17 protein-coding genes and 1 riboswitch are annotated in these 21,757 nt (G+C 37.9%); of the genes, 3 read left to right on the top strand and 14 right to left on the bottom strand.

All coding sequences use genetic code 11. The features are described from left to right. Positions 1-8 precede the first annotated feature (8 nt). The gene (locus JKA74_RS02630; RefSeq protein WP_201429603.1) at positions 9-731 is read left to right on the top strand and encodes a hypothetical protein; all 723 of its coding nucleotides are present in this window, start codon (positions 9-11) and stop codon (positions 729-731) included. Positions 732-1,067: 336 nt separating this feature from the next. On the opposite strand, the gene JKA74_RS02625 is transcribed toward JKA74_RS02630, so the two are convergent. The 14 genes from JKA74_RS02625 to JKA74_RS02560 form a co-directional block, all read right to left on the bottom strand. After that, positions 1,068-1,796 (bottom strand): alpha/beta fold hydrolase, encoded by a 729-nt coding sequence (locus tag JKA74_RS02625; RefSeq protein WP_317193545.1) that lies wholly within the window; start codon positions 1,794-1,796, stop codon positions 1,068-1,070. A gap of 105 nt (positions 1,797-1,901) precedes the next feature. After that, entirely contained in the window at positions 1,902-2,585 is a 684-nt protein-coding gene (locus JKA74_RS02620) for a DUF6624 domain-containing protein (protein WP_201429602.1), read from the bottom strand. Positions 2,586-2,686: 101 nt separating this feature from the next. Continuing rightward, complete coding sequence (locus JKA74_RS02615; protein ID WP_201429601.1) at positions 2,687-2,989, bottom strand: Trm112 family protein; 303 nt, start codon at positions 2,987-2,989, stop codon at positions 2,687-2,689. Next, a complete protein-coding gene (locus tag JKA74_RS02610; RefSeq protein WP_201429600.1) occupies positions 2,986-3,627 on the bottom strand; it encodes a thiamine phosphate synthase in 642 nt (213 codons plus the stop codon). The genes JKA74_RS02615 and JKA74_RS02610 overlap by 4 nt, the downstream gene beginning before the upstream one ends. Next, the gene (locus tag JKA74_RS02605; RefSeq protein ID WP_201429599.1) at positions 3,627-4,682 is read right to left on the bottom strand and encodes an AIR synthase-related protein; all 1,056 of its coding nucleotides are present in this window, start codon (positions 4,680-4,682) and stop codon (positions 3,627-3,629) included. Before JKA74_RS02605 ends, JKA74_RS02610 begins: the two co-directional genes overlap by 1 nt. Next, on the bottom strand, positions 4,682-5,404 hold the full coding sequence (locus tag JKA74_RS02600; RefSeq protein WP_201429598.1) for a class I SAM-dependent methyltransferase: 723 nt from the start codon (positions 5,402-5,404) through the stop codon (positions 4,682-4,684). Before JKA74_RS02600 ends, JKA74_RS02605 begins: the two co-directional genes overlap by 1 nt. 70 nt (positions 5,405-5,474) lie before the next feature. After that, positions 5,475-5,572, bottom strand: a riboswitch (TPP riboswitch). A gap of 272 nt (positions 5,573-5,844) precedes the next feature. Next, complete coding sequence (locus JKA74_RS02595; RefSeq protein ID WP_201429597.1) at positions 5,845-9,888, bottom strand: CheR family methyltransferase; 4,044 nt, start codon at positions 9,886-9,888, stop codon at positions 5,845-5,847. Further along, on the bottom strand, positions 9,885-10,877 hold the full coding sequence (locus JKA74_RS02590) for a chemotaxis protein CheB (RefSeq protein WP_201429596.1): 993 nt from the start codon (positions 10,875-10,877) through the stop codon (positions 9,885-9,887). The genes JKA74_RS02595 and JKA74_RS02590 overlap by 4 nt, the downstream gene beginning before the upstream one ends. A gap of 349 nt (positions 10,878-11,226) precedes the next feature. Then, the gene (locus JKA74_RS02585; protein ID WP_201429595.1) at positions 11,227-11,763 is read right to left on the bottom strand and encodes a DUF421 domain-containing protein; all 537 of its coding nucleotides are present in this window, start codon (positions 11,761-11,763) and stop codon (positions 11,227-11,229) included. Positions 11,764-12,472: 709 nt separating this feature from the next. Continuing rightward, the gene (locus JKA74_RS02580) at positions 12,473-14,932 is read right to left on the bottom strand and encodes a PAS domain S-box protein (protein ID WP_201429594.1); all 2,460 of its coding nucleotides are present in this window, start codon (positions 14,930-14,932) and stop codon (positions 12,473-12,475) included. A 43-nt stretch (positions 14,933-14,975) separates the two neighbouring features. Beyond that, entirely contained in the window at positions 14,976-15,356 is a 381-nt protein-coding gene (locus JKA74_RS02575; protein WP_201429593.1) for a response regulator, read from the bottom strand. Positions 15,357-15,625: 269 nt separating this feature from the next. Further along, entirely contained in the window at positions 15,626-16,132 is a 507-nt protein-coding gene (lspA, locus tag JKA74_RS02570; RefSeq protein WP_201429592.1) for a signal peptidase II, read from the bottom strand. Between the two features lie 382 nt (positions 16,133-16,514). Next, positions 16,515-16,751: a hypothetical protein gene (locus JKA74_RS02565; protein ID WP_201429591.1), complete on the bottom strand. Its 237-nt coding sequence runs from the start codon at positions 16,749-16,751 to the stop codon at positions 16,515-16,517. Positions 16,752-16,815: 64 nt separating this feature from the next. Further along, on the bottom strand, positions 16,816-17,754 hold the full coding sequence (locus JKA74_RS02560; protein WP_201429590.1) for an IS110 family RNA-guided transposase: 939 nt from the start codon (positions 17,752-17,754) through the stop codon (positions 16,816-16,818). A gap of 564 nt (positions 17,755-18,318) precedes the next feature. On the opposite strand from JKA74_RS02560, the gene JKA74_RS02555 reads away from it, so the two are divergent. Both JKA74_RS02555 and JKA74_RS02550 read left to right on the top strand, forming a co-directional pair. Beyond that, on the top strand, positions 18,319-19,398 hold the full coding sequence (locus tag JKA74_RS02555; RefSeq protein WP_201429589.1) for a glycosyltransferase family 4 protein: 1,080 nt from the start codon (positions 18,319-18,321) through the stop codon (positions 19,396-19,398). Between the two features lie 25 nt (positions 19,399-19,423). Beyond that, positions 19,424-21,643, top strand: coding sequence for an amylo-alpha-1,6-glucosidase (locus JKA74_RS02550; RefSeq protein WP_201429588.1), 2,220 nt, complete (start codon positions 19,424-19,426; stop codon positions 21,641-21,643). Positions 21,644-21,757 lie beyond the last annotated feature (114 nt).

Here is a 21,757-nt window from a genome sequence, read left to right as displayed (position 1 = left end):
AAATAATTATGCGCTACAATATTAAAAATAAGACGGGTCAACTCATACTTTCGGCACCTCTAATTCTTTTATCTTTTATTTTTACGGGATGTCCTGAACCTCCTGAGTTTGATAATACGCCAAAAATAGCTTTTGAATCCATTGAATTTGATACAAGAACTGATCCTAAAAATCCCAATATAACAGAAGATATACTTTCTCTCACCATATACTTTGAAGACGGAGATGGTGATTTAGGCTTGAGTAGCGAGGAGTTAGCACCACCTTATAACCAGTATAACCTGCCTTTGAACAATGAAGGACAAATCATTTTTATTGGCAGCCAGGAAGGTCTTCCCCCTTATAATCCGTTGGATTATTTTGTTGTAGCAGAAGATGACACAATCATAGTCAACAGTACACTTGTAACGGCAGATACTTTCTTAATTGAACGCAATCCCCGATTTTATAATATGTTTATCAAAACCTTTTATAAGCCAGCGTCTGAATTTGTAGAATACAAATGGGAGGAAGCCCCATATTATCAATCTTTTAATGGAAGGTTTCCTCAATTGAATACAGAGGATTATGACAGACCTATCAATGGCACCCTGACTTATGATCTTACTTCCTTAGGATTCAGAGCAGTTTTTAGAAATTATCCTATGTTTGTACAAGCTCAAATTTGGGACAGGGCTGGAAATAAAAGTAATGTTATTAACTCGGATACAATTCAAATAGTGCAGCAGTAGTTATTTAGACTACTGCTGATTAATAAATTTTTCATGAAAACGGGTTATACTTTTATTCGTGTTTATTAAATCTAAAACTAAGGACAAAACCTCAAAAAACCGGAATTTCTATTAATATATTAGGGTTTCGCTCAAGTTTTAGGCACTTTTTAACCAAATTTTATTTTTAATCTTTTGTCTTGATACAAAAGATAGAAAAAATCAAGACAAAAAGATGCTTCCACGCTACAATTCAGCGCACTCCCCGCCTTTTTGTCGACCCACCCGCGCTATTAAGCAAATATTTGTTTGGCTTTCTAACATAGCAGTATTTAGCATGAGTCTCCTATTACTTCTTTAATCCATCAATATCTGATTGAGTATTTTACTTACTTCCCGGGCATTTGTAAGAGTCATCATATGTGAGCCTCCTTTTAATACATAATCAGGCGATTTTATTTTCCTAAGAGGCAGCGTGTGGTCATTATCTCCGTGGATATGATAGATTTTGTCACTATTGCTTTCTCTTTCCCACTGAATAACCATATCAACAGTTCTTTTCATGTACCGAGGCTTTTTATCCGCTAACATTTTCTTGAAAGTCTCCTTGTTTTTTCTTCTGTCAGGTTCTACAATTGGCTGGAGTATTTTACTTCCTGCAACAAGTAGAAATCCCGGAATAATTTTATAAAAAGGAATGGCCTTTTGAAATTTATACCTCCCAGGAAGCTCTTCCCTATTTTTGGCACTTGAAATAATAATGGTTTTTGCCGGATTCAGAATTTCATCCAGCTCTACGCAAAGCATCCCTCCTAAAGATACCCCAACCAAATAAAAAGGGCGGCTGGTATCAATCTTCTTTGCAAGTTGGTGCGCAAAATCTTTCATTGACATATGTTTCTCAGGCGTTCCGTATTCAATCACCACCAAATTAAAAGAGGGACCAATATTGAGTGAATCAAAAATCCGCTTGTCAGACCCTTGTCCCGGCAACAAATAGATGGTGGGCCTGACCTGAGAAACAGCAGTGAAACCCATCATAAAACTAAAGACAAAAATAGCTAACGTTTTGAAAGTGCTTTTCACATTGTCCTAAAAGATTATATTTCTGATATTTTGGCGAAAGTTGAGATTAAAGAAGAACTTCAATTGATTTGAAGAAATCGCTTCACTGCAATATATAATACTCTACTATTCATTTACTTTATATAGTTTAGGTTCTGTAATACCTCTATTGATCATATTTTCTTTATTCATTTCAAAATGATGCTGGGTCATAAGGTTGAGGTATTCTTCCAAAGGTTCTAATCCCACCTCAGCTCGCCTTTTATTAACATTCAGGCTATCCTCCAAACTTTTGGGAACGGCTTGCCCGAATTCATTGTAAGTTACCTGAGTGCCATAAATTAATTTCCCTCCGGTATTTTGCCTTACCCGATCAATTAAATAAGCATAATTCTTCTTGCTAGCATTGCCTTTTTTAATCTCTTTTTCCATTTCCACCAATACTTTTTGCTGAAATTCAGGATTAAAATCACAATGCTGTACCATAAGCCAAAAATCATGCGAGCCATCCTCTCCTACTAAATCATATCCGGGATACCCGTATTTATTGAAAATTTCTTCCAGCCTCTTTTGATGAGTAGTAAATACACTATCCTTATATTCTTCCCATTCCTCATTGCTCATTTCCTTAAACTCTCCCTCAGGAATCCATGCTGCTTTTTGATCTGTTACAGCCATTTCCGTTAATTCATTTGCTAATTCCTGATTGAATTCAACTTTGGTTTCTTCTGTTTTAGTTTTTGATTCTGTATTATTTGTGCAACTAGTACCCAATACAAAAATTACTATAGCCAACAATAGATTTTTCATGTTTCCAATTAATTATGTAAAATGTATATTTAAAAATATCTTTTACCAAAGATAATAGAATCTGTCACACTAAATCAAAGCCTCCCCCATCCTGGCATTCACTATTGCTTTAGTTGGTTTTCTGTTCCATTTTTATCCCCTGAGACCAAACGAAAGTTCTCAACAGTTTGACCATTAAGGTAGGATTCCCATTTATCCAACAATGGCTTTTCAAGTTTAAACTCCCTGTATTCATCCGGACTCATGATAGGTATTCCTTTCACAAAAGGATAAATCCTATTGCATTTACTACATGTTAAAAAACCCTCCAATATATTTTCATTCACATCCTGAGTAATGGTGGTAAGTGCCAAATCTGCTTTATCGAAAGGACAACATAATTTATTAATAGTTGATAGTCTCATTTCTTATTTGCTTTTAATTGTGTAATATAATTTTTTACGGCTCCTGCAGGATCAGTACTACTCATAATGCCTGAGACTACAGCAACGCCCTCAAAAGGAAGGTCTTTTAATTGGTGGATATTATCAGGCCGGATTCCCCCTGCTAAAAATACAGGCATGGAAGTAAGTTTCCTTGTCGCCTTAATAGTATCAAAACTGACGAGTTCACAGCTATTACTAGTAACAGATGGAAAAACTGAGCAAAAAGAGAGGTAATCCATCTGATACATTTCTGCCAGTTTCACTACTGTTAAATCATTATTAATGGTTACTCCCGAGATAAATTCCCTCTTTATTGTTTGCTTGATTTCATTGTAATTCTCAGGAATCACATCAAAATGAACACCATCCAGAGAAGTATTGAGCAACAATTCCCATTGATTATTGATGAGCACCGGGATATTATGTAAATAGCAAATAGCACATATTTTTTCAATTAAATCCTGGATATTTTGCCCTTTATGGAAATTATCCCAGATTTGAACAGCAGCAATTTCCTCCGGTAATACTGCTTTCAATTTTTTCAATAAAAGCCCTTCCTCCATGGAAGGATCTATAACCAAATATACTCCAGAAGATATGTTTCTTTTTGCAGCCATTATTTCCATCCCTCTTTATACGCTTTGAAAAAGGCTGCCCAATAAGGGTCTTCTTCCATATAGATTAATTTTTTTTGCTCACCATCCTCTATTATATGTATTCCTTGCTCCTTTTCCTGAATCTCCCCCACAGCTGAGCAGGCAATCCCTTCTTTTTTCAATCGTGCTATTACAGCTGAATCGGTCCCCTTTTCACAGGTGATTATCATAGAGCCTGCGCCCACACAATGACGAGGATCTAGCTCAAAAAATGAGCAAACTTCATTCTGTGTATGCCCCATTGGCAGCTTGTTATTGTGAATCAATGCTCCACAGCCGGAAGCACTCGCCATTTCATAAATGGCACCCAGCACGCCTCCCTCGGTCACATCATGCATGGCAGTTATGTCCGTATGTTGATGCTCCGTGCCCACTGCCACCAAGGCTTCTTTTAAGGAAGAAGTTTCATAAAACAATTCTGATGCTTTTTGAAAGCTTTCGTTTCCCAGCTTATTTTTTACTGTTTCCGGAAAGCTCATAGCCAGTATGGCCGCTGAGGAAGTAGCACATTGTTTAGTCACCAGGATGGTATTGCCGGGTCTGGCCAATATTGAGGTGAGAATTTGTGATTTAGGAGCTATGGTAGAAAAAGTACCTCCTCCTGCTATGGTGGAATTTTGTCCTTCAATAAATCCGGTATGCCCTCCCGTAATGGCTGTACCCATATCTGCACAAAACACATGAATATAATTCCAATAAACCTCAAAATCAGCTTTGGAAAAAGTGGCCGGAAGATTAAGAACAAATTGTGCATACATAGGTGCAAAACCAGTGGTAGCCATATCATTGGCCATCAAATGCACAGAAAGCCAGGCTGATTCTTCCAATCCAAGAGATGGAATCAAGGATAAAGGATCGCTGGTGGCTGCCATTACCATGCCTCCCGGCAAATCCACTACGGATACATCTACTCCAAATTGAGCTCCCACACTAACTTCAGCTCGTGGACTTCCGCAATTTTTATGTATTATTTCCTCAAATAAATGGTGATCTATTTTTCCAAGTACTTCTTTCATCACTCAATATCATTTAATTGAATATACAACCCGAAGAAATCACCATAAGGCACACTCCATTTCTGAACGGGGAACCACTTTGGAAGACCTGTACATGACCATTCAATGGTATAGTCCCTGCCCTCCAGGGCTACTTTAATAATTTCTATTAATTTTTTGGGGGTATAAAAGGTCGCAGTAATGTAAAATGGGTTCTTACCGAATATTTGCTGAATACGCCTGCGTACTACTTTGGGAGAATTTCTGTTCATCATCCCCATGGCTATACCATATTTTGCTACCCTGGCAGCTTCCCTGATGACTTTCACAGGATCTTTATAATATTCAAAAGTGGTAATAAAGGCCAATGCATCAAAAGTATGATCTTTAAAGGGCATATTGTGTGAATCCGCCATTACCAAATCCCCATCAAATAAATGAACTGCCTGTGATAACATAAGAGGTGAGATATCACCGCCTGTGGCTTCAATTCCTATTTCTTTCCACCACCTGGTAAAGCGTGCAGTACCACATCCAAATTCCAGTAATTGCTCAATCCTGGTATCTTTAGACACAAGATCTTCCATTACTTTCTTTTGCCAAACTTCGGCTCGTTTATACCTCCCTTCATACCATTGCTCGTAGGTATCGGTATGTTCTCTATTAAAAAACCATTCCGGTCGGTCTTGCCAATTGGCCTGTGCTTGTGGGATTAATTCAGAAGTTGTTTTATCTAATTCCATTTTTATTGATCTGCTTTAAAACAAAAAACTCCATCAATTGGGATGCCCAAGGTAATGGAGTACAAAATGGAATATTTTAATACTGCATCCCTACGTTGGCATTATCCAAATCAGGTTTCGGGTATTATCTCAGCTTTGGCAAAAACCTCAGCACCCCGTGCATTTATAGTTCAAATATATGGAAATTTAATGTACTTAACAGAAGTTTCGCATATTGAAAAATACAACGCCTTAAATTCTCTTTTGAGGAGCCAATGCTATTAAGTTAAGACAAACCTCCTTCTCCCCTCAGCTTGTCCCGACCAATCGGGAGAGAAGGATAAAAGGTTGAGGTTTAATATAGAGCTTAACTTAATAGCATTGATGGAGGATTCATTAGTGAATTATTTTTCCAAATTTTCATTTTTAAAGCACATTATTTTGGGGCGAAACTTCAGTACTTAAGTTTTATTCAACGGCAAATATATTACAAATGTGCTGCCTTCTCCTTCTTTGCTTTCTACTTCTATAAAACCTTCGTGTATTTCTACAATTCTACGGCAAATGGCCAATCCAATGCCCGTTCCACTATATTCCGATTTGGAATGTAAGCGTTTAAAAGGCTGGAAAATCATAAGGTAATGCTCTTCGGCTATGCCAATGCCATTATCACTCATTTTTATCTGTTTATATTTACGATTACTTTCAGCCGGCAAATGGGCCGGCAATTGTGCGCCTTGCATGTCTTTTGCAGAAATAGTGATTTTAGGTTCATTTACATTATATTTTATAGCATTTTTAATAAGGTTGGAAAATAATTGAGTGATATGAACTTCATTGGCAGTAACCATGCCCAGATCGCCAAATTCTATTTTGGCATTTTTCTCTTTTATTTCCAACTCCAGATCAATTTCTATTCCTTCTAGTATGACATTCAAATCCACTTCAGACTTATCCAGGCTTGACTCTGATATTTTGCTATAATCCAATATATCTTTAATCAGGTGTCCCATCCTCGCTGCCGAACTATTGATTTTATCAATATATTTGGAAATGGCGGCAGGGTCGTCCATCCTGTTTTTCAAAATAGAGCCAAAGGTGGTGATTTTACGCAAAGGCTCCTGTAGGTCATGGCTTGCCACATGAGCATATTCTTCCAATGAAATATTCAGGTTGATCAGTTCTTCGTTCGACCTCTGGAGTTCACAAGTTCTTTCCTCCACTTTTTTCTCAAGCTCAACTGTGAATTCTTTCTGGGCTGTAATATCTATACAGGAACCAATAAATCCCTCAAAATTACCTAAGCTATCTATAACAGGAAGTCCATGATCAAGGATCCAGCGGTACTCCCCATCATGTCTTTTAAGTCGGTACTCCATTGAAAAGGATTCCTTTTTATCAAAGCTGGTATTATAAATTGCTTCACATTCTTTTTTATCATCAGGGTGTACATTTTCCAAACGATCCTTGCCTATCGCATTTTCAAGTGATTGCCCAACGAAATCCAACCACTTTTTATTAAAATAAGTGGCATTTTTATTGACATCACTCATCCAGATCTTTACAGGGGCACTATCGGCAATATGCCTGAACCGCTCTTCACTTTCCCTAATTTGTTCCAGTAATTGTTTATCTTTGGTAATATCCAATATAGTAGCTACTTCCAGTTCCGGCTTTTTATTTTCATCAAATAAAATACGTCCAAAAACCCTTATCCAGCGTATACCACTTTTTAATAGAAGCCGGGCTTCATAAGAAAGCACACCTGTTTTCAATGCCTCCTCATTTTTTCTATTTCTCAGGGATAAATCCTCAGGATGGTATTTACTCAGGAAAGCAGCTGTATTGAATAAATCAGATTCATCGAATTCAAAAAGTTTTAACAATGCAGTGTTAGGCAAGAAAGCAGCTGTATTGTAGTTATACTCGTAAATAACCAATTCGGCCACTTCAATAGCCATCATCACCTTTAGATGATCTTTCTTGGCTTGAGTAATATTCTGAATGAGAAACAATACCTTATTTTTTGAATCAGAAGGCAGCTTAATAGGTACTGTATGTAAATCGTAATAGTTGTCCTCATAATAGAATTCTGCATTGCCTGTTTTTCCCTTCAGGGTTTTAGGAAGTATAGTGGTTAATTTCTCCCTTTCAGTTTCAGAAAGTTTTATCAAATCTAAAAATGCTTTTCCACTAAGCTCATCAGAATTCTTTGTAAACTCTTTAATACCTGTTCCCGCTAAATATTCTATTTTCATTTGATCATTTAAAATACCTATAGAGCCATTAGGGATGTTCTCTGATAGCGTACGGTAAATAATTTCATTCTTCTCGCTAATGTTTTTCGCCTTTTTCAGTTCTGCTTCTTTCTCCTTAAGGGCTTCATTGCTGAGGTTCAGGTCCCTGTTGGACATGTTTAATTCTTCATTGGCAGACTGCAATTCTTCATTGGACGTTTCAAGCTCTTCATTGGCAGATTTCAACTCCTCATTGGTGGATTGAAGCTCTTCATTGGTAATTTGTAATTCTTCATTGGTGGATTCCAGTTCTTCCGTAAAAAGCTGTAAATGTTCCCTGAGGGAGGAAAGCTCATCTTCCAGTTCTTGAATACGAAAGCCTGTTATATCCGAGGAGTGCATTTCTTTCTGTAAAGACACAAAATTCTCGCCCGGTTGGATTTTCTCGAAAATCACTAAATAATACCGTGAATCATTAACCGAATAAATCAGCGGCATTATTTTAAGTTTCACGTAATGGTCCATCTCGTACAATGTGAACTTTATCACCTGACTGGTATGTGGCACATTGGTTTTTCTCACCTGTGCCAGTAATATTTTTATGGAGGTAACCAGTTCAGTATTGACCATCTTGGTTAAGTTGGCATTCATTGTGCCCTGACTAATTTCCAAATAAAGCCGCAAACTTCCATTGACTTCTTTTATTTCAGCCTGCTCATTAATGATGACAAATGGATGGCCATATTTATAGTATAAGGTTTCTTTGGCAATGTCCACAACAGACATATTCCTGATTTCATGCTTCCTTACATCAGATTGAACTAGCTCATTTTTATTCTTGAATTGGGAAAATTTCAAGCGATAGTCCAGACTGGCATCGGCTTTACGATAGATTTTGTGTTCATCGGCTTTGGCGAAAAGTTCCGCAGCAACGCTCACACTTTCTGACTTGCCTAAAAAAAGCAACCCATTGTTCCTTAATGCAAAATGAAAGATCTGGAATGTTTGTTTTTGCAGATTATTGTTAAAATAAATCAGCAAATTCCGACAAATAATAGCATCTAATTTAACAAATGGCGGATCGCTGGTAATGTCATGTCGTGAAAAAAGAATGTCTTTCTTAATTGTTTTCTTTACTTCATAGTGAGTATTTGTTTTTTTATCAAAATACTTTGCCAGTAATTTTGGTGGGATATTTTCTACCGAAACCTTCTGATAAATCCCCTTCCGAGCGAAGTTCAACACACGTTCATCAATGTCAGAAGCGAATATTTGCAAATCATATTTACTTATATCCGCTCCCAATATTTCATGCAATAAAATGGCAATAGAATAAGGTTCCTCCCCTGTTGCACACCCTACACACCAAATCCTGATAGGATCTTCAGGTTTTTTACTCTTGATCAGCTTTTGAAAGTTTGCACTTAAACTGTCATATGCATTTTTATCCCTGAAAAATTCAGTTACACCAATCAATACCGTTTCAAATAAGATATCCAATTCTTTAGGGTTCTTTTCTATCATTGCGTAATAGTCTGCTAAAGAGGAAAGTTGTAATTTATTCATCCGGTAATTCACCCTACGCAAAATAGTTGTAGGCTTATATTGGGAAAAATCTGTTCCTGAACGCTTTTCCAGTAATTCAAAAATAGCATCTATTCCTTTCTTTGGCAGTTTGCTTTCTGTTATAAGCTGGTGATTGTTCACATAATGTACAATTTCCTGAAACATTTGTTCAGCCGGCAGCACAATATCTATATGATTAGATTGGATGGCTGAAGAGGGCATTCCCTTGCATTCAGCTGTATCAGGCATTTGCGCCATGGTATACCCATTGGCTTCCCTTATTGCTTTAATACCTTCCGATCCATCGCTTCCGGTGCCGGATAAAATAACCCCGATGGCTTTTCCTTTTCTCTCTTTTGCCAATGAGCTGAAAAATGTATCAATCGGGAAATTTTGCGCACCTGCTTCTGTTTTTAAAAAACCATTTTTGAAAGAGATATTATGATTTTGGGGTGCAAGGTAAATATGTCTTGCTTGCAATGAAGAGTTGTTTTCGGAAGTAACTATTGGCCAGCTACTATACTTTTTAATAACATTGATTAATTTATTTTTATTATCTGAATGGAATTGCATTACTACTACGAGGCAAAAATCTGCCTCAGCTCCATAAAAGGAATTCAAAAATTTGGCCAAAGCATCCAACCCGCCTCCATTTAAGCCAACACCCACAACATAGCTATCTTTATTCTCTTTTTCTGTCATTGTTTTTCTAATTGCATCACTTTTCTTATCTGGTTAATATGCCTTAAAACTTCTTCCAGTTTATTTTCATAAGACAACACCAATTGAGAAAGGTTTCTTTTTTTATAATCGGAAATGATTTTTAACAAAAGCATCCTTTTTTCCTCAAGGGTGCGTAAGGCTATCCATAAAGCTTCTTCCAATCCATTATCTTTACTTTCAACTAATGCTTCTTCCGTATAGCTATGTCCAATATGGCATCTATAACGCACTATATTAGAGTTTTTCATTTCCCATAGCACACCTTTGCATTCAGGGCAGCTTAATGGCACTCTATCGCCTAAACTTTCAGTGGCGATTACGTCACTTTTCAAATTAGTAGCAATAGCATTCTCTCTTATTAGATGGACAGGCGCCTCTTTCTCAGGAGGTAAATCATCCATGGATATTTCATCAATTACAGCAGAAATATCCTCTACATTTACAATGAAATCAATTACCATATGTTGTTGGGCAAACAGGGGCATCTCTTCAAATTCTGCTGTCTCAGGGTTTTGGATCATGGTGAGTCCACCGCAGTCTTTAATAGCTTCCAGGCCTGCAGTTCCATCATTTAACCTGCCGGAAAGCAAAATACCCATACATTGGTTTTTATAGGTTACAGCCGCAGACCTAAACAATGCATCTATAGAAGGACGAAAAAGATTTTCCCTGGGGCCATAGGAAAGTAGCATCACTCCATCTTGCACCACAAGGTGTTTATCAGGAATTGATATATAAACTGTGCCGGCCTCAATCTCCAGGTTATGTGATGCCTGTACCACTTTCAAAGAAGTTCTACCGGACAGATGTTTCACAAAATTGGAAATGGTATTGTAGCCACTATGGATCACTACCAGAAAGGCTGCATTGATATCTGCCGGAATATTGGCCAGTGCTGCTTTTACAGCCGAATGCCCTCCGGAGGAAGCACCAATAACAAAAAGACGGAATGAAGCTTTTTTTGCCATTTCATGATCAATTAACAATTAAAAAATATCAACAATTGTATGGAAAATTCAACTCAAATTTAATTATTTCTACTATGCATCAAAATATCACAGTGGTTATTAAAAAGAAAAAACAATATTTCGCTACTCCTCCTTCACTTGACAAGATCCATTTTGGACATGCACAATAGCAAAACAATTCACTTCACAGGACGCAAAGGAAGCGTGACAATAACTTTGGTAACTATTAGGATAATCAAAAGACCACCCTCTAAAGAAATGAACGAATTTAAATTCTCTCTGAATGTAGTTTCGTCAATTTTCCATTTCAGCATTAAAAAAAACGAGTAAAAACAGCTGGAGTAGGCAACTAATCCTTCTCCTCAGCAGGATAATTTTTCACCTCATTTATTGATTCGGTTTCTGATGTCTCGATTTTTGGTATAACAGTGAATTCCCCTGTTGTTTCCAGGATCATTATATCAATGGCTTTCAAATCGGCTATCCCTTTTTGCCTAACAGCCAAATGGATTTCTTCTATTGTAATCCTTTCTTGTTTAATCACTTTTTTTTGTAATTCCCCTTTGTATAATACCAATACAGGCTCACTGGTAATTAATCTTTTAAATTTCCCGGACCTCACGGAAAGCCAGGTAATGGCAAACTGAAGAAAAATTAAAGCGAAGAAAGCTACTGACCCATCGGCCAAAGAAATATCTTTATTTAAAATTACTGTAGCCAGTGTAGAGCCGAGGGCAATTGTTACAATAAAATCAAAAGCATTCATTTTCGACAAGGTTCTCTTGCCTGAGCTCCTCAGCAAAAAAATCAAGACAACATATGCCAGGAAAGCTATAATGAGGATTCTGGCGATACTTTCCCAATTATTGAACAATAAATTTTCCATTTATTTTTTTTAAGGAGAAGTTTCTACTCATGCTAAAAAACATCCCCAAAGATTAAAATGAGAATGATTGCAATTACGAGGAGTGTACCGAAACAACCACATCCTAATTTTTTGGCTCCATAGGCAGCTAATGCGGTTTTGACAAAATTACCCATACTTTTCTTAATATTTGATTGTTGGTTCAGATGGATCTTCTCCGATTCTGAATGGAGAAGTCTCTTTGCAAAATGAATAATCACTAAGGTATTGTTATCCCTGTGGTTGGATGTTACATGATAGCCCAAGGGAGTTATAATATTTACATATGTTATTAAATGAGGCAATCCATTCTATAACAGTATAAACGATAAAGCAGTGAAGCAATCTTTTGAATGTATTCAAGTTGACAGTTGACAAATAAACAATTGACAAGGGGGACGCAATTCTTACGCAAATTGTGCAAAGGGACATGAGCTGAAGCTAGCGTCAGGTAATGATTAGTTCTACCGTGATACGAGCTGAAAGCTCGCACCAACACGAGAATAACAATGCTATTAAGTTAAGCTTTAATTAAAACCCCTTCCTTGTATCCTTCCCCAAAGAGAGAAGGAGGATTGTCTTAACTTAATAGCATGGGGGAAAATAAAAGGGGGGGCGTTAATTCCATGTTAACTTAAACCCTTTAGGTTTTTCCTACTTGCTTTGAAGCCACTTAGATCTTAAATTTTTTCTACTTCTCTGAAAGCTTGAGAGGAAGAATAATATTAAAAACTGCCCCATTCTCTGAACTGCCTTCTGCATTCATCCCTCCAAAATGGTTTAATGTTATTTTTTTGCATAAAGCCAGGCCAATTCCCGTGCCCTCATATTCGGATTTGCCATGAAGTCTTTGGAAAATATTGAATATTTGTTCCTTATATTCCTCATTGAAACCAATACCATTATCTGCAAACCGGATTTTAACATATTCAAGGCCTGTGTCAAGGTTAAGCTTTTGCTTTTCCGTCAAGGACACCTCTGAAGTTGAAATACTTATTACCGGGCTTCTTTCCTGATGAACAAACTTTAATGCATTTCCCATAAGATTACCAAAAAGCTGCGACATCTGTAATGGAACAGCTATTATCACTGGTAATTTTTCATATTTTACATTGGCTCCTCTTTGTTCAATCAATAGTTCGTAGTCCATTATAGTACTTTCAAGCACCTGATTAAGATCAACTTCAGTAAAAGCCTTCACTTCCTTTATGAGTTCCGAATAAGTGAGAATATCTTTGATCATTTTATGCATTCTGGAAGAAGATTTACGGATTTTCCTTAGATAATCCCTTGAGGGGTCATCCATCGCCTTCCCTATCTTATTCTCCAGTAATTGCGTGAAAATACTTATTTTTCGTAGCGGCTCCTGCAAATCATGTGAAGCAATGTGGGCAAATTGAGCCAGTTCATCATTGGATTTTTGAAGATCATAATTGGCTTCAGCCAGTTGTTTCGTTCGCTTATCCACAACTTCCTCTATCTTCTGATGAGTAGTTACCTGAGAGGTAACATCAATAGCCATAGCCAGTATACCCGATATTTCCCCTCCCGGCTCGCGATAAGCTTCATAAACAAAATTCAAATAAATAGTTTCCAGTTTTCCATCACGAGGCAATTTCAAACGCTCCCCCTGGGCGGAAAAAGTATTACCGGTTCTATATACATGGTCCAATAAGATTTCCAAGCCTTGGTTTTTGGCTTCAGGCAGTCCTTCAAATATTGATTTATGCATTACTTCTTCTGCTTCTTTCCCCCACAATTCAAACATACGTTTATTGGCTAGCTCTACTACATGCCGTGGCCCTCTAAAAATACACATGGCCACAGGGGCTTGTAATATAGTTTCTCGTAGGTTTCTTTCACTTTCCCTGACTTTAAGGGTAGCGAAATTAAGTTCAGTTACATCTGCCGCTGTATTCACTATCCCGTAAACTTTCCCTGCGGTATTGAAGAGAGGTGTGAAACTATAATTAAAGAAATGCTTTCTCAACTTTCCATTGATAAATATATCAACCCTTTGGTTTACCGCATGATAAGGAGTTCCTGAAGTATAAACATCTTTAAGTTTTTGAAATATCTCCTGACTTCCCAGTTCCGGCAATATTTCAAAATAGCTTTTACCTATTACATCATACCCTTTCCCCATTACTTCCATCATGGCTTTATTGGCCAGTTTTATTTTCATTTTCCTCCCTACGTATACACCAATAGGAAAATGAGCACTTTCCACTATGCTACGCATTTCCTGCTCACTTTCCTTCAGTCTCTGTTCCGTTTTTTTATGCGTTGTAATATCCACACAGGAACTGATATGCCCCACAAATGCACCTTCAGAATCAAACCTTGCGGGGCCCTTTGCTAACAACCAGCTATATTGACCGTTTTTGTTCAATATCCTAAATTCGCCTTTAAAGGATGTTCTGTTTCTATTTGCTTTCATGTAATTCGAAACAAATTCGTCCCGATCGTCAGGATGAATCAGGTCTGCCCAACCAAATTGAAGTAATTCGTCCAAAGACCGACCGGTAAGGTTAAGCCATGCTTTATTAAAAAAATTTGCATCTCCGGATCTATCGCTGGTAGCAATGAAAATATCAGTACTTTCGGCCATCATCCTGAATCGTTGTTCACTTCCTTCCAGAAGCTTTCGGGAAAGTACTTTCTTCGTAGTTTCGGTGCACACCATTAATACCCCCTCCACATTTCCTGTTTCACCAAAAACCGGGCTATAACTATAGGTCCAATAGACATCCTCTATTTTTCCGTTGCGGTAAATAGGAATCAATTGATCTTCCCCCCATGTAGCTTCAGCCCTGGTGAGCCCTTTATTAATCAATGGATAAATGATATGCCAGGTTTCCGGCCAACAATCTTTTGCTTTCTGTCCCAAGGCTTTAGGATGTTTCCCATTATCTCCAAGGCTTTCACGATAGGCATCGTTGTAGAATTGAACTAAATCATCTCCCCACCATAGCAACATGGGAAATTTAGAGGAAAGGATTATTGAAAGAGTTAAACGTAGACTTTGAGGCCATTGTCCCGGGGGACCTAAGCTAGTACCAGACCAATTAAATCTTCTTATTAGCTCTCCCATTTCTCCTCCCCCAGAAAGGAAATACCACTCATCGTTCGTCCCTGAAGGTGCTTTCATAAATTAAAAAAAGTGCTTCTGTAATTTATTGTTTTTACATAATCTAATTCAACAGATAAGAAAGTTCCTGCAAAAATTCCTCATATGGATTGGTTTTGGTGATGAAATGGCCTGCTCCTAAATCTATAGAGAGTTGGATATTACTTAAATGGGATGATGATGATAGTATGATAACGGGAACCTTTCTTAGTTTTTCGCATCTCTTAATTTCCAATAAAAATTGCTCTCCATTCATTCCGGGCATGTTAAGGTCTAAAAATATTAAATCAGGAAAAATATCATTTGCACTTAATTTTTGCAATGCTACAGCCGCATCTTGCATTGTGATGCATGACGCAACAGTTGACACTTTCACTAAGGCCTCTAAAAATATTTCCTGGTCCTCCTTATCATCATCAATAAGCAATAGGTTTTGGTTTTTCATTAGTTTTAAAGTTAGTCATAGCTAAAAATAATCAAAATTATTAGATGTAAATCAAAGCGGTAATTTTTTATTCCTTTTTAAAAAAATCCTTTTGTATTAAATACAAGAGCATTAAAACTATACTATCTGGTATCTATTCAAAAAAACGAACGGAAATGAGACAAGGTTTCAACTTAAAATTTTAATATTCAGCTACTTACTACGTCAATCTTTCAATCAGCAACATTCAAACAAGCCTTCCTTTCCTGAAATATCCCACTTCAATATAATCAGCCCAATCTATATTTTCGGGTTTCTGTAATCAAAGTGTTCACCACAATTAAAACCGTACCTATTACTACTGAAACATCGGCCATATTGAAGATGCCTGTATGAAAGGCTCCTACTTTGATATACATAAAATCTGTTACTGAATTGTATAAAATCCTGTCATAAATATTACCAATTCCACCACCTATAATAAATGAAAAAGCAATAACATTTAGTCGGGAGGTATCCTTCCTGCTAACAATCACTTTAAATAAAAAGAATAAAACCAACAATGGCATTATTTGAAGGAACACTACTTTTAAAGTGGGAGATAAATCCTTGCCCAGGCTAAGGGCCGCACCTGTATTTTCTACTTTGGTCAATACAAAATTATCATTGATCACACTGATCACTTCATTCAGGCTGATCTCTTTACGAACCTTCACTTTTGTAATTTGATCGCAAGCCACATTAGAAAGGATAATTATTAAAGCAAAAAGGGTTTTTGTAAATAAATTAAATTTCATGTGTATAAGTTTATTGCCAATGGTCACATGCCCCAAAGGGATCCCTTCGGGAGAATTCAATAAATTTTATTCATCCTCGGTTGATATGTTAAGGATTCTAAAATTTATGTTCATTTCATGTGTATATGTTTTTTGTTCCCGCAGCCACTTGGCTATGGGCATTTGTTTGGTTTCTATATAGTTTTAAATCGTTTACATATTGATAAAGTCTTTAAAACAAGGTTAAGAGAGTAAATTTTCATGTACGTGCTCAGCATCCTTTTTTTGAGGAATTGGCAACATCGGTTGGTGCTTAACCTGTTTGTTTTGTCCTGGTCAATTTCATGTCCGAATTTTTCTGCATTACAGAACCTGACAGTAAGAATCCGACCTTGCTGCTGCTTTATAAAGCAGGGACTAAATGATTTTCTTCTATTATAAAGCCTAATTCCTTGATTCTCTTTAGAAAGCTTTTTGCTATCAGCTGTTTACTCATAGGGTCGTCTCTTCTAACAGGCTCTTTGTATTCTTCTTTGTTTTTGATAATGAAGTAAGCTGCAACAATTATTTTATGCCCTATGGCTACAAGTGCTTTTTTCTTGCCCCTTCTCGATGCTAATTTATGATACTTCCCTTTCAAGTAACTATCTTTTTTTCGGGTAGCTCCCCAGGCGCTCTCAGTCAGTGTCCGTTGTAGGTATTGATTACCATGTAGTGTTTTTACGGCTTTTTTTTCCTCCTGACTCATTGTTGCCCGGGCTCATGCCTGCCCAACTGCTTAGATGTTTCTCATTGGGAAAGCGCTCCATGTCTGCCCCTACCTCACTTATGATATTGATGGCACTGTCCTTGGCCACACCCGGGATGGTTTGCAATAAATCCACCTCTACTTCATAGCCTTTTACAGCTTCATCAATTTTGTCCTCTAAGGCTATAATCACTGCTTCCTTGTCCCGAATGCTTTGCTGAACAAGCTGTAGCATAAATTGATGATGGGCAGTTAGACGGCCTTCCAGGGCTTTTCGAACCTCTTCCTTACTGGCTTTCATTTTACCGTGATAGTGAACGATCAACTCGTTCACATCAGTGGTACCTGCTATAAGATCGTTGATGATTTTCGTCCCGGTAACCCCGTCCACATTAGTCAGTACGCTGCTAAGCTTAATGTTGGCATCTTCCAATATCTTAATGATGCGGTTTTTCTCCGATGCAGCCTGATCAGTAACTTTACGCTTGTAACGGACCAGGTCACGCAACTCTCTGATATCCTGCGGTGGAATGAAACTACCTTTCAGCAAGCCCGCCAACAAAAGCTTGCTCAGCCATCGGCTGTCCTTCTTGTCGGTTTTGTGGCCGGGCACGTTTTTCACATGGCGCGCATTGACCAGGATTATCTCAAAATCTGCCTCCAGTATATTGAAGACAGGCTTCCAATAAACCCCGGTGCTCTCCATGGCAATGTGCGTAACCTTTTCAGTTTTGCACCAATCTCTTAACTCTGTCAAAGAACTTGTATAGGAATCAAACTCTCGCGTTTCAAAAGTCTGATCACTCTTGCGGATGGTGGCTACAATATTTTCCTTATGGACATCTATACCACATCCTACTTGCACCAATTGTTCGAATGTTACTTTCTCTTCCATCTCTTTATAGGTTTTTCAACCTAATAAAGTTAGCAATGAAACTCAAAATATTCATCCTCGGTTGGTGTGATTTTCTGCCCTCATGTTCATTTCATGTGTATACAATTGTTTTTTTCATGGTCACATAGAATGTCTGATCTCTACCATCTACTTCCAAAACAGGTTTTTCATAATATTCATCCTCGGTTGGTCCCGAGTACTCGGGATGGACATTTCATGGATATGAATAAATCGTTGTTCTATAGTCCTGCTATTAAATTCCGCTAGAACTTGTCCTTTATTACTGATTTTTTCGGTAAAGATAGGAAAAAGCAGCAATCAATTTCTACCGGTATAGATGTTAATACCTTCTAGAGACTAAATATAATCAAATAGTGCCATTTCACATACTTGATATTCTGGTAATATCTGTAAAATTTGATTACCAGTAAAATTATTCCCGGATATTTTCCCTCATCAATCAGTAACCTTAAATTGAAAAGCCCAGTTTATATCGATAGCATCTAATTTACTTTTTTTTTTAACAGGTAAGGGTCCATTTTTTAATATTTTAACAGATGTGGGATGAGAATAGCACAGGTTTCACCGCTATATGAAAGCGTGCCTCCTATACTTTATGGAGGTACAGAGAGAGTAGTTTCCTACTTAACAGAAGAGCTTGTTAGACAGGGGCATGAAGTAAGTTTATTTGCCAGCGGTGATTCCGTAAGCAAGGCCAGATTAAGGGCTCCATGCAATGAGTCTTTAAGATTAAAGAAAAACTGTATAGACCAGTTATCTTATCATTTTCTGATGCTGGAAATGCTTCAGCAAGAGCTGGACGAATTTGACATAGTTCATTACCATGTTGACTACCTTCATTTCCCCCTTTCAAGAAAAAATAAAAAACCGCATATCACCACCTTGCATGGAAGACTAGACATACCTGACATTCATCCTCTATTCAAAGAATACAGGGAAATGCCGGTTGTTTCTATCTCTCATTCACAACGTTCCCCAATCCCTTATGCCAATTGGGTTGGAAATGTTTACCACGGACTTCCCATTACAGAAACCAGGTATAATAACAATACGGGGGAATACCTTGCCTTTTTAGGAAGGATTTGTCCGGAAAAAGGAGTGGATTTGGCTATAGAAATTGCAATAAAGTGTGGAATACCTTTGAAAATAGCCGCCAAGATAGACAAAGCAGACGCAGAATATTTCCACCGGGAAATCAAACATTTACTAAACCACCCCCTCATTGAATATATTGGGGAAATTGGGGAAAAGGAAAAGTCACAATTTTTGAGAAATGCTATGGCATTGCTTTTTCCTATCAATTGGCCTGAGCCATTTGGTTTGGTAATGATTGAATCAATGGCATGTGGCACTCCGGTAATAGCCTTTGAAAAGGGAAGTGTGCCTGAAATTGTGGAAGAAGGTATTACTGGATTTATTGTTAATTCTGTAAGTGAAGCATTAGAAACCATACAATCTAAATTACCCGCTTTCAACCGCTTTTTGTGTCGGGCTACTTTCGAGAAAAGGTTCACTGTTGAAAGAATGGCCAACGAATATGTAAAGCTTTACCAACAAGAAGCCTCGCTCAATCACCAAGAATTATCAAAAAACTATCAGTATAAAGCTAAATTTCTGGAATGAAATCAACCTTTAAAATTTCGCAAAGATGAACATAATTGAAATTGGAAATCAGCACTACATCCTTGCTACTTCTTCTTTTGCCGATGATCGCACTGCTGTTCTCAAGCATGGTGAATCTTTTGGCGTGTTCGATCAATTAGGTGACATCCATCAAATTGGTCAAAAGTCACAAGGACTTTACCATGAAGGCACCCGCTTTCTGTCAAAGCTTGCCTTTACAATGGAAAATAAGCGCCCATTGCTTTTAAGTTCCAATACAAGTGAGAATAATGAAATGCATGCTGTAGACCTCACCAATCCTGATTTTTCCGACAAAAGTGGGGAGATGGTGCTCCGTGGTATGATTCACGTATTGAGGAACAAATTCCTGCTTGAAGAAGTAGCTTATGAGAAAATAAGCTTCCTGAATTTCGCTAACTTTTCCCTGGATTTTAATGTAGAATTACAATTTGAAGCAGATTATGACGACATTTTTGAAGTAAGGGGAAGCTATCGGGACAAAAAGGGAGAATGTACAAAGCCAAAATCCAAAGCCAATGAAATTTTGATGGGATACACCGGCCTGGATAAAATAAGCAGGACAACCCGAATCACATTTGACCCACCACCGCAACATGTTTTGGGAAACATCATCCAGCATAATATAAAACTGGCTCCTAAAGAAACGTTTGATTTATATGTATCAATTGCCTTTGAGGTTAATCACAAAAAACCACAAGTACTGTCTTATAAACATGCTGTAAAGGAAAGAAACAATTACAATGCCTCGGTTAAAAAAGATTCTGCTGAGATTTTCACTTCCAATGAACAGTTCAATGATTGGATAAGCAGATCCAAAGCAGACATGATCACCATGGTTACACAAACCGAACATGGAGCCTATCCTTATGCAGGAATCCCCTGGTACAGCACACCCTTTGGCAGGGATGGCATTATAACTGCCTATGAAAGCCTTTGGGTAGAGCCATTGATTGCAAAAGGCGTTTTAAAATATTTAGCTGCCACACAGGCTACAAAAAATGATGATTTTACAGATGCAGAACCTGGAAAAATCCTCCATGAAAAGCGTGGCGGTGAAATGGCCGAACTAGGGGAGATTCCTTTCAAACAATATTATGGCACCATAGATGCCACTCCTCTTTTTGTTTGTTTGGCAGGTGCTTACTTTGAGCGTACGGGAGATGAAGAAACCATCAGGGAAATTTGGCCTAACATAGAAAATGCTATTTCCTGGATTGATAAATATGGAGACATTGATGGAGACGGCTTTGTAGAATATGCTACCAAATCTTCCAAAGGCTTGATTAACCAGGGATGGAAAGACTCTTTTGATGCTGTCTTTCATGAAAATGGCAAAATGGCAAAAGGCCCTATAGCCTTATGTGAAGTACAAGCTTATGTGTATGATGCCAAAATCCAGGCCGCTACAATGGCAAGAGAATTCGGGTTTTCTGACAAGGCATCAAAATGGACACGGGAAGCGGAAGAGCTGAAAGAGAAGTTTAATCGTACGTTTTGGTCTGAAAGCAAAAACACTTATGTACTTGCGCTTGATGGGAAAAAGAAAGCCTGTAATGTTGTTACTTCCAATGCAGGCCATTGTCTTTTTTCCGGGATTGCTACAAAAGAAAAAGCTAAAAAAGTAGCTAAATCAATAATAAGTGAAAGTATGTTTTCAGGCTGGGGTGTTAGAACATTGGCTACAGAAGAAGCCTGTTACAACCCTATGTCCTACCACAATGGATCTATCTGGCCCCATGACAACGCTATGATTGCCTATGGGCTTTCTCGCTACGGACTCCAAAGGGAAGTAAGCATACTGCTAACCGGCATGTTTGATACCAGCATACATGAAGCGGATCAAAGGCTCCCCGAACTTTTTTGCGGTTTCAAAAGAAGAAAAGGCCATGGGCCAACAGCCTATCCTGTGGCATGCTCTCCTCAGGCATGGGCTGTAGGATCTGTTTACCTATTACTGCAGGCTGCCCTGGGGCTCAATATTGACGCCCGAAAATGTGAGATCACTTTACACAAACCGGTACTTCCACCCTATTTAAATGAAATAACCATTAGAAACCTCAGAGTGGATGCCGACAATATAGTAGTATTACAAATAAGAAAAGTCAATGGAAATCTTCATGCTACCCTACTGAATGGTGCGCCTAAAGTAAAAGTTAAAATCCTAAATGAAATGCCAAAGGATAAAAATGTGGAGCCTCATCAGTTCATCAATATTCACTCTTGATTATATTCTGCCGGTAGGATATTTAAGCCAAGTCCGGTACCGACCTGTGCACCTAAATGCTGAATTCCGCAAAAACCGGACGGTTGGAACCGTCCGGTATTGGTTTCACAATAT

It is taken from the genome of Marivirga aurantiaca (genome assembly GCF_016679925.1).
GTDB classification, from domain to species: domain Bacteria; phylum Bacteroidota; class Bacteroidia; order Cytophagales; family Cyclobacteriaceae; genus Marivirga; species Marivirga aurantiaca.
The sequence above is the reverse complement of the archived record's forward strand: the minus strand, read 5'-3'. Positions and strand labels throughout refer to the sequence as shown.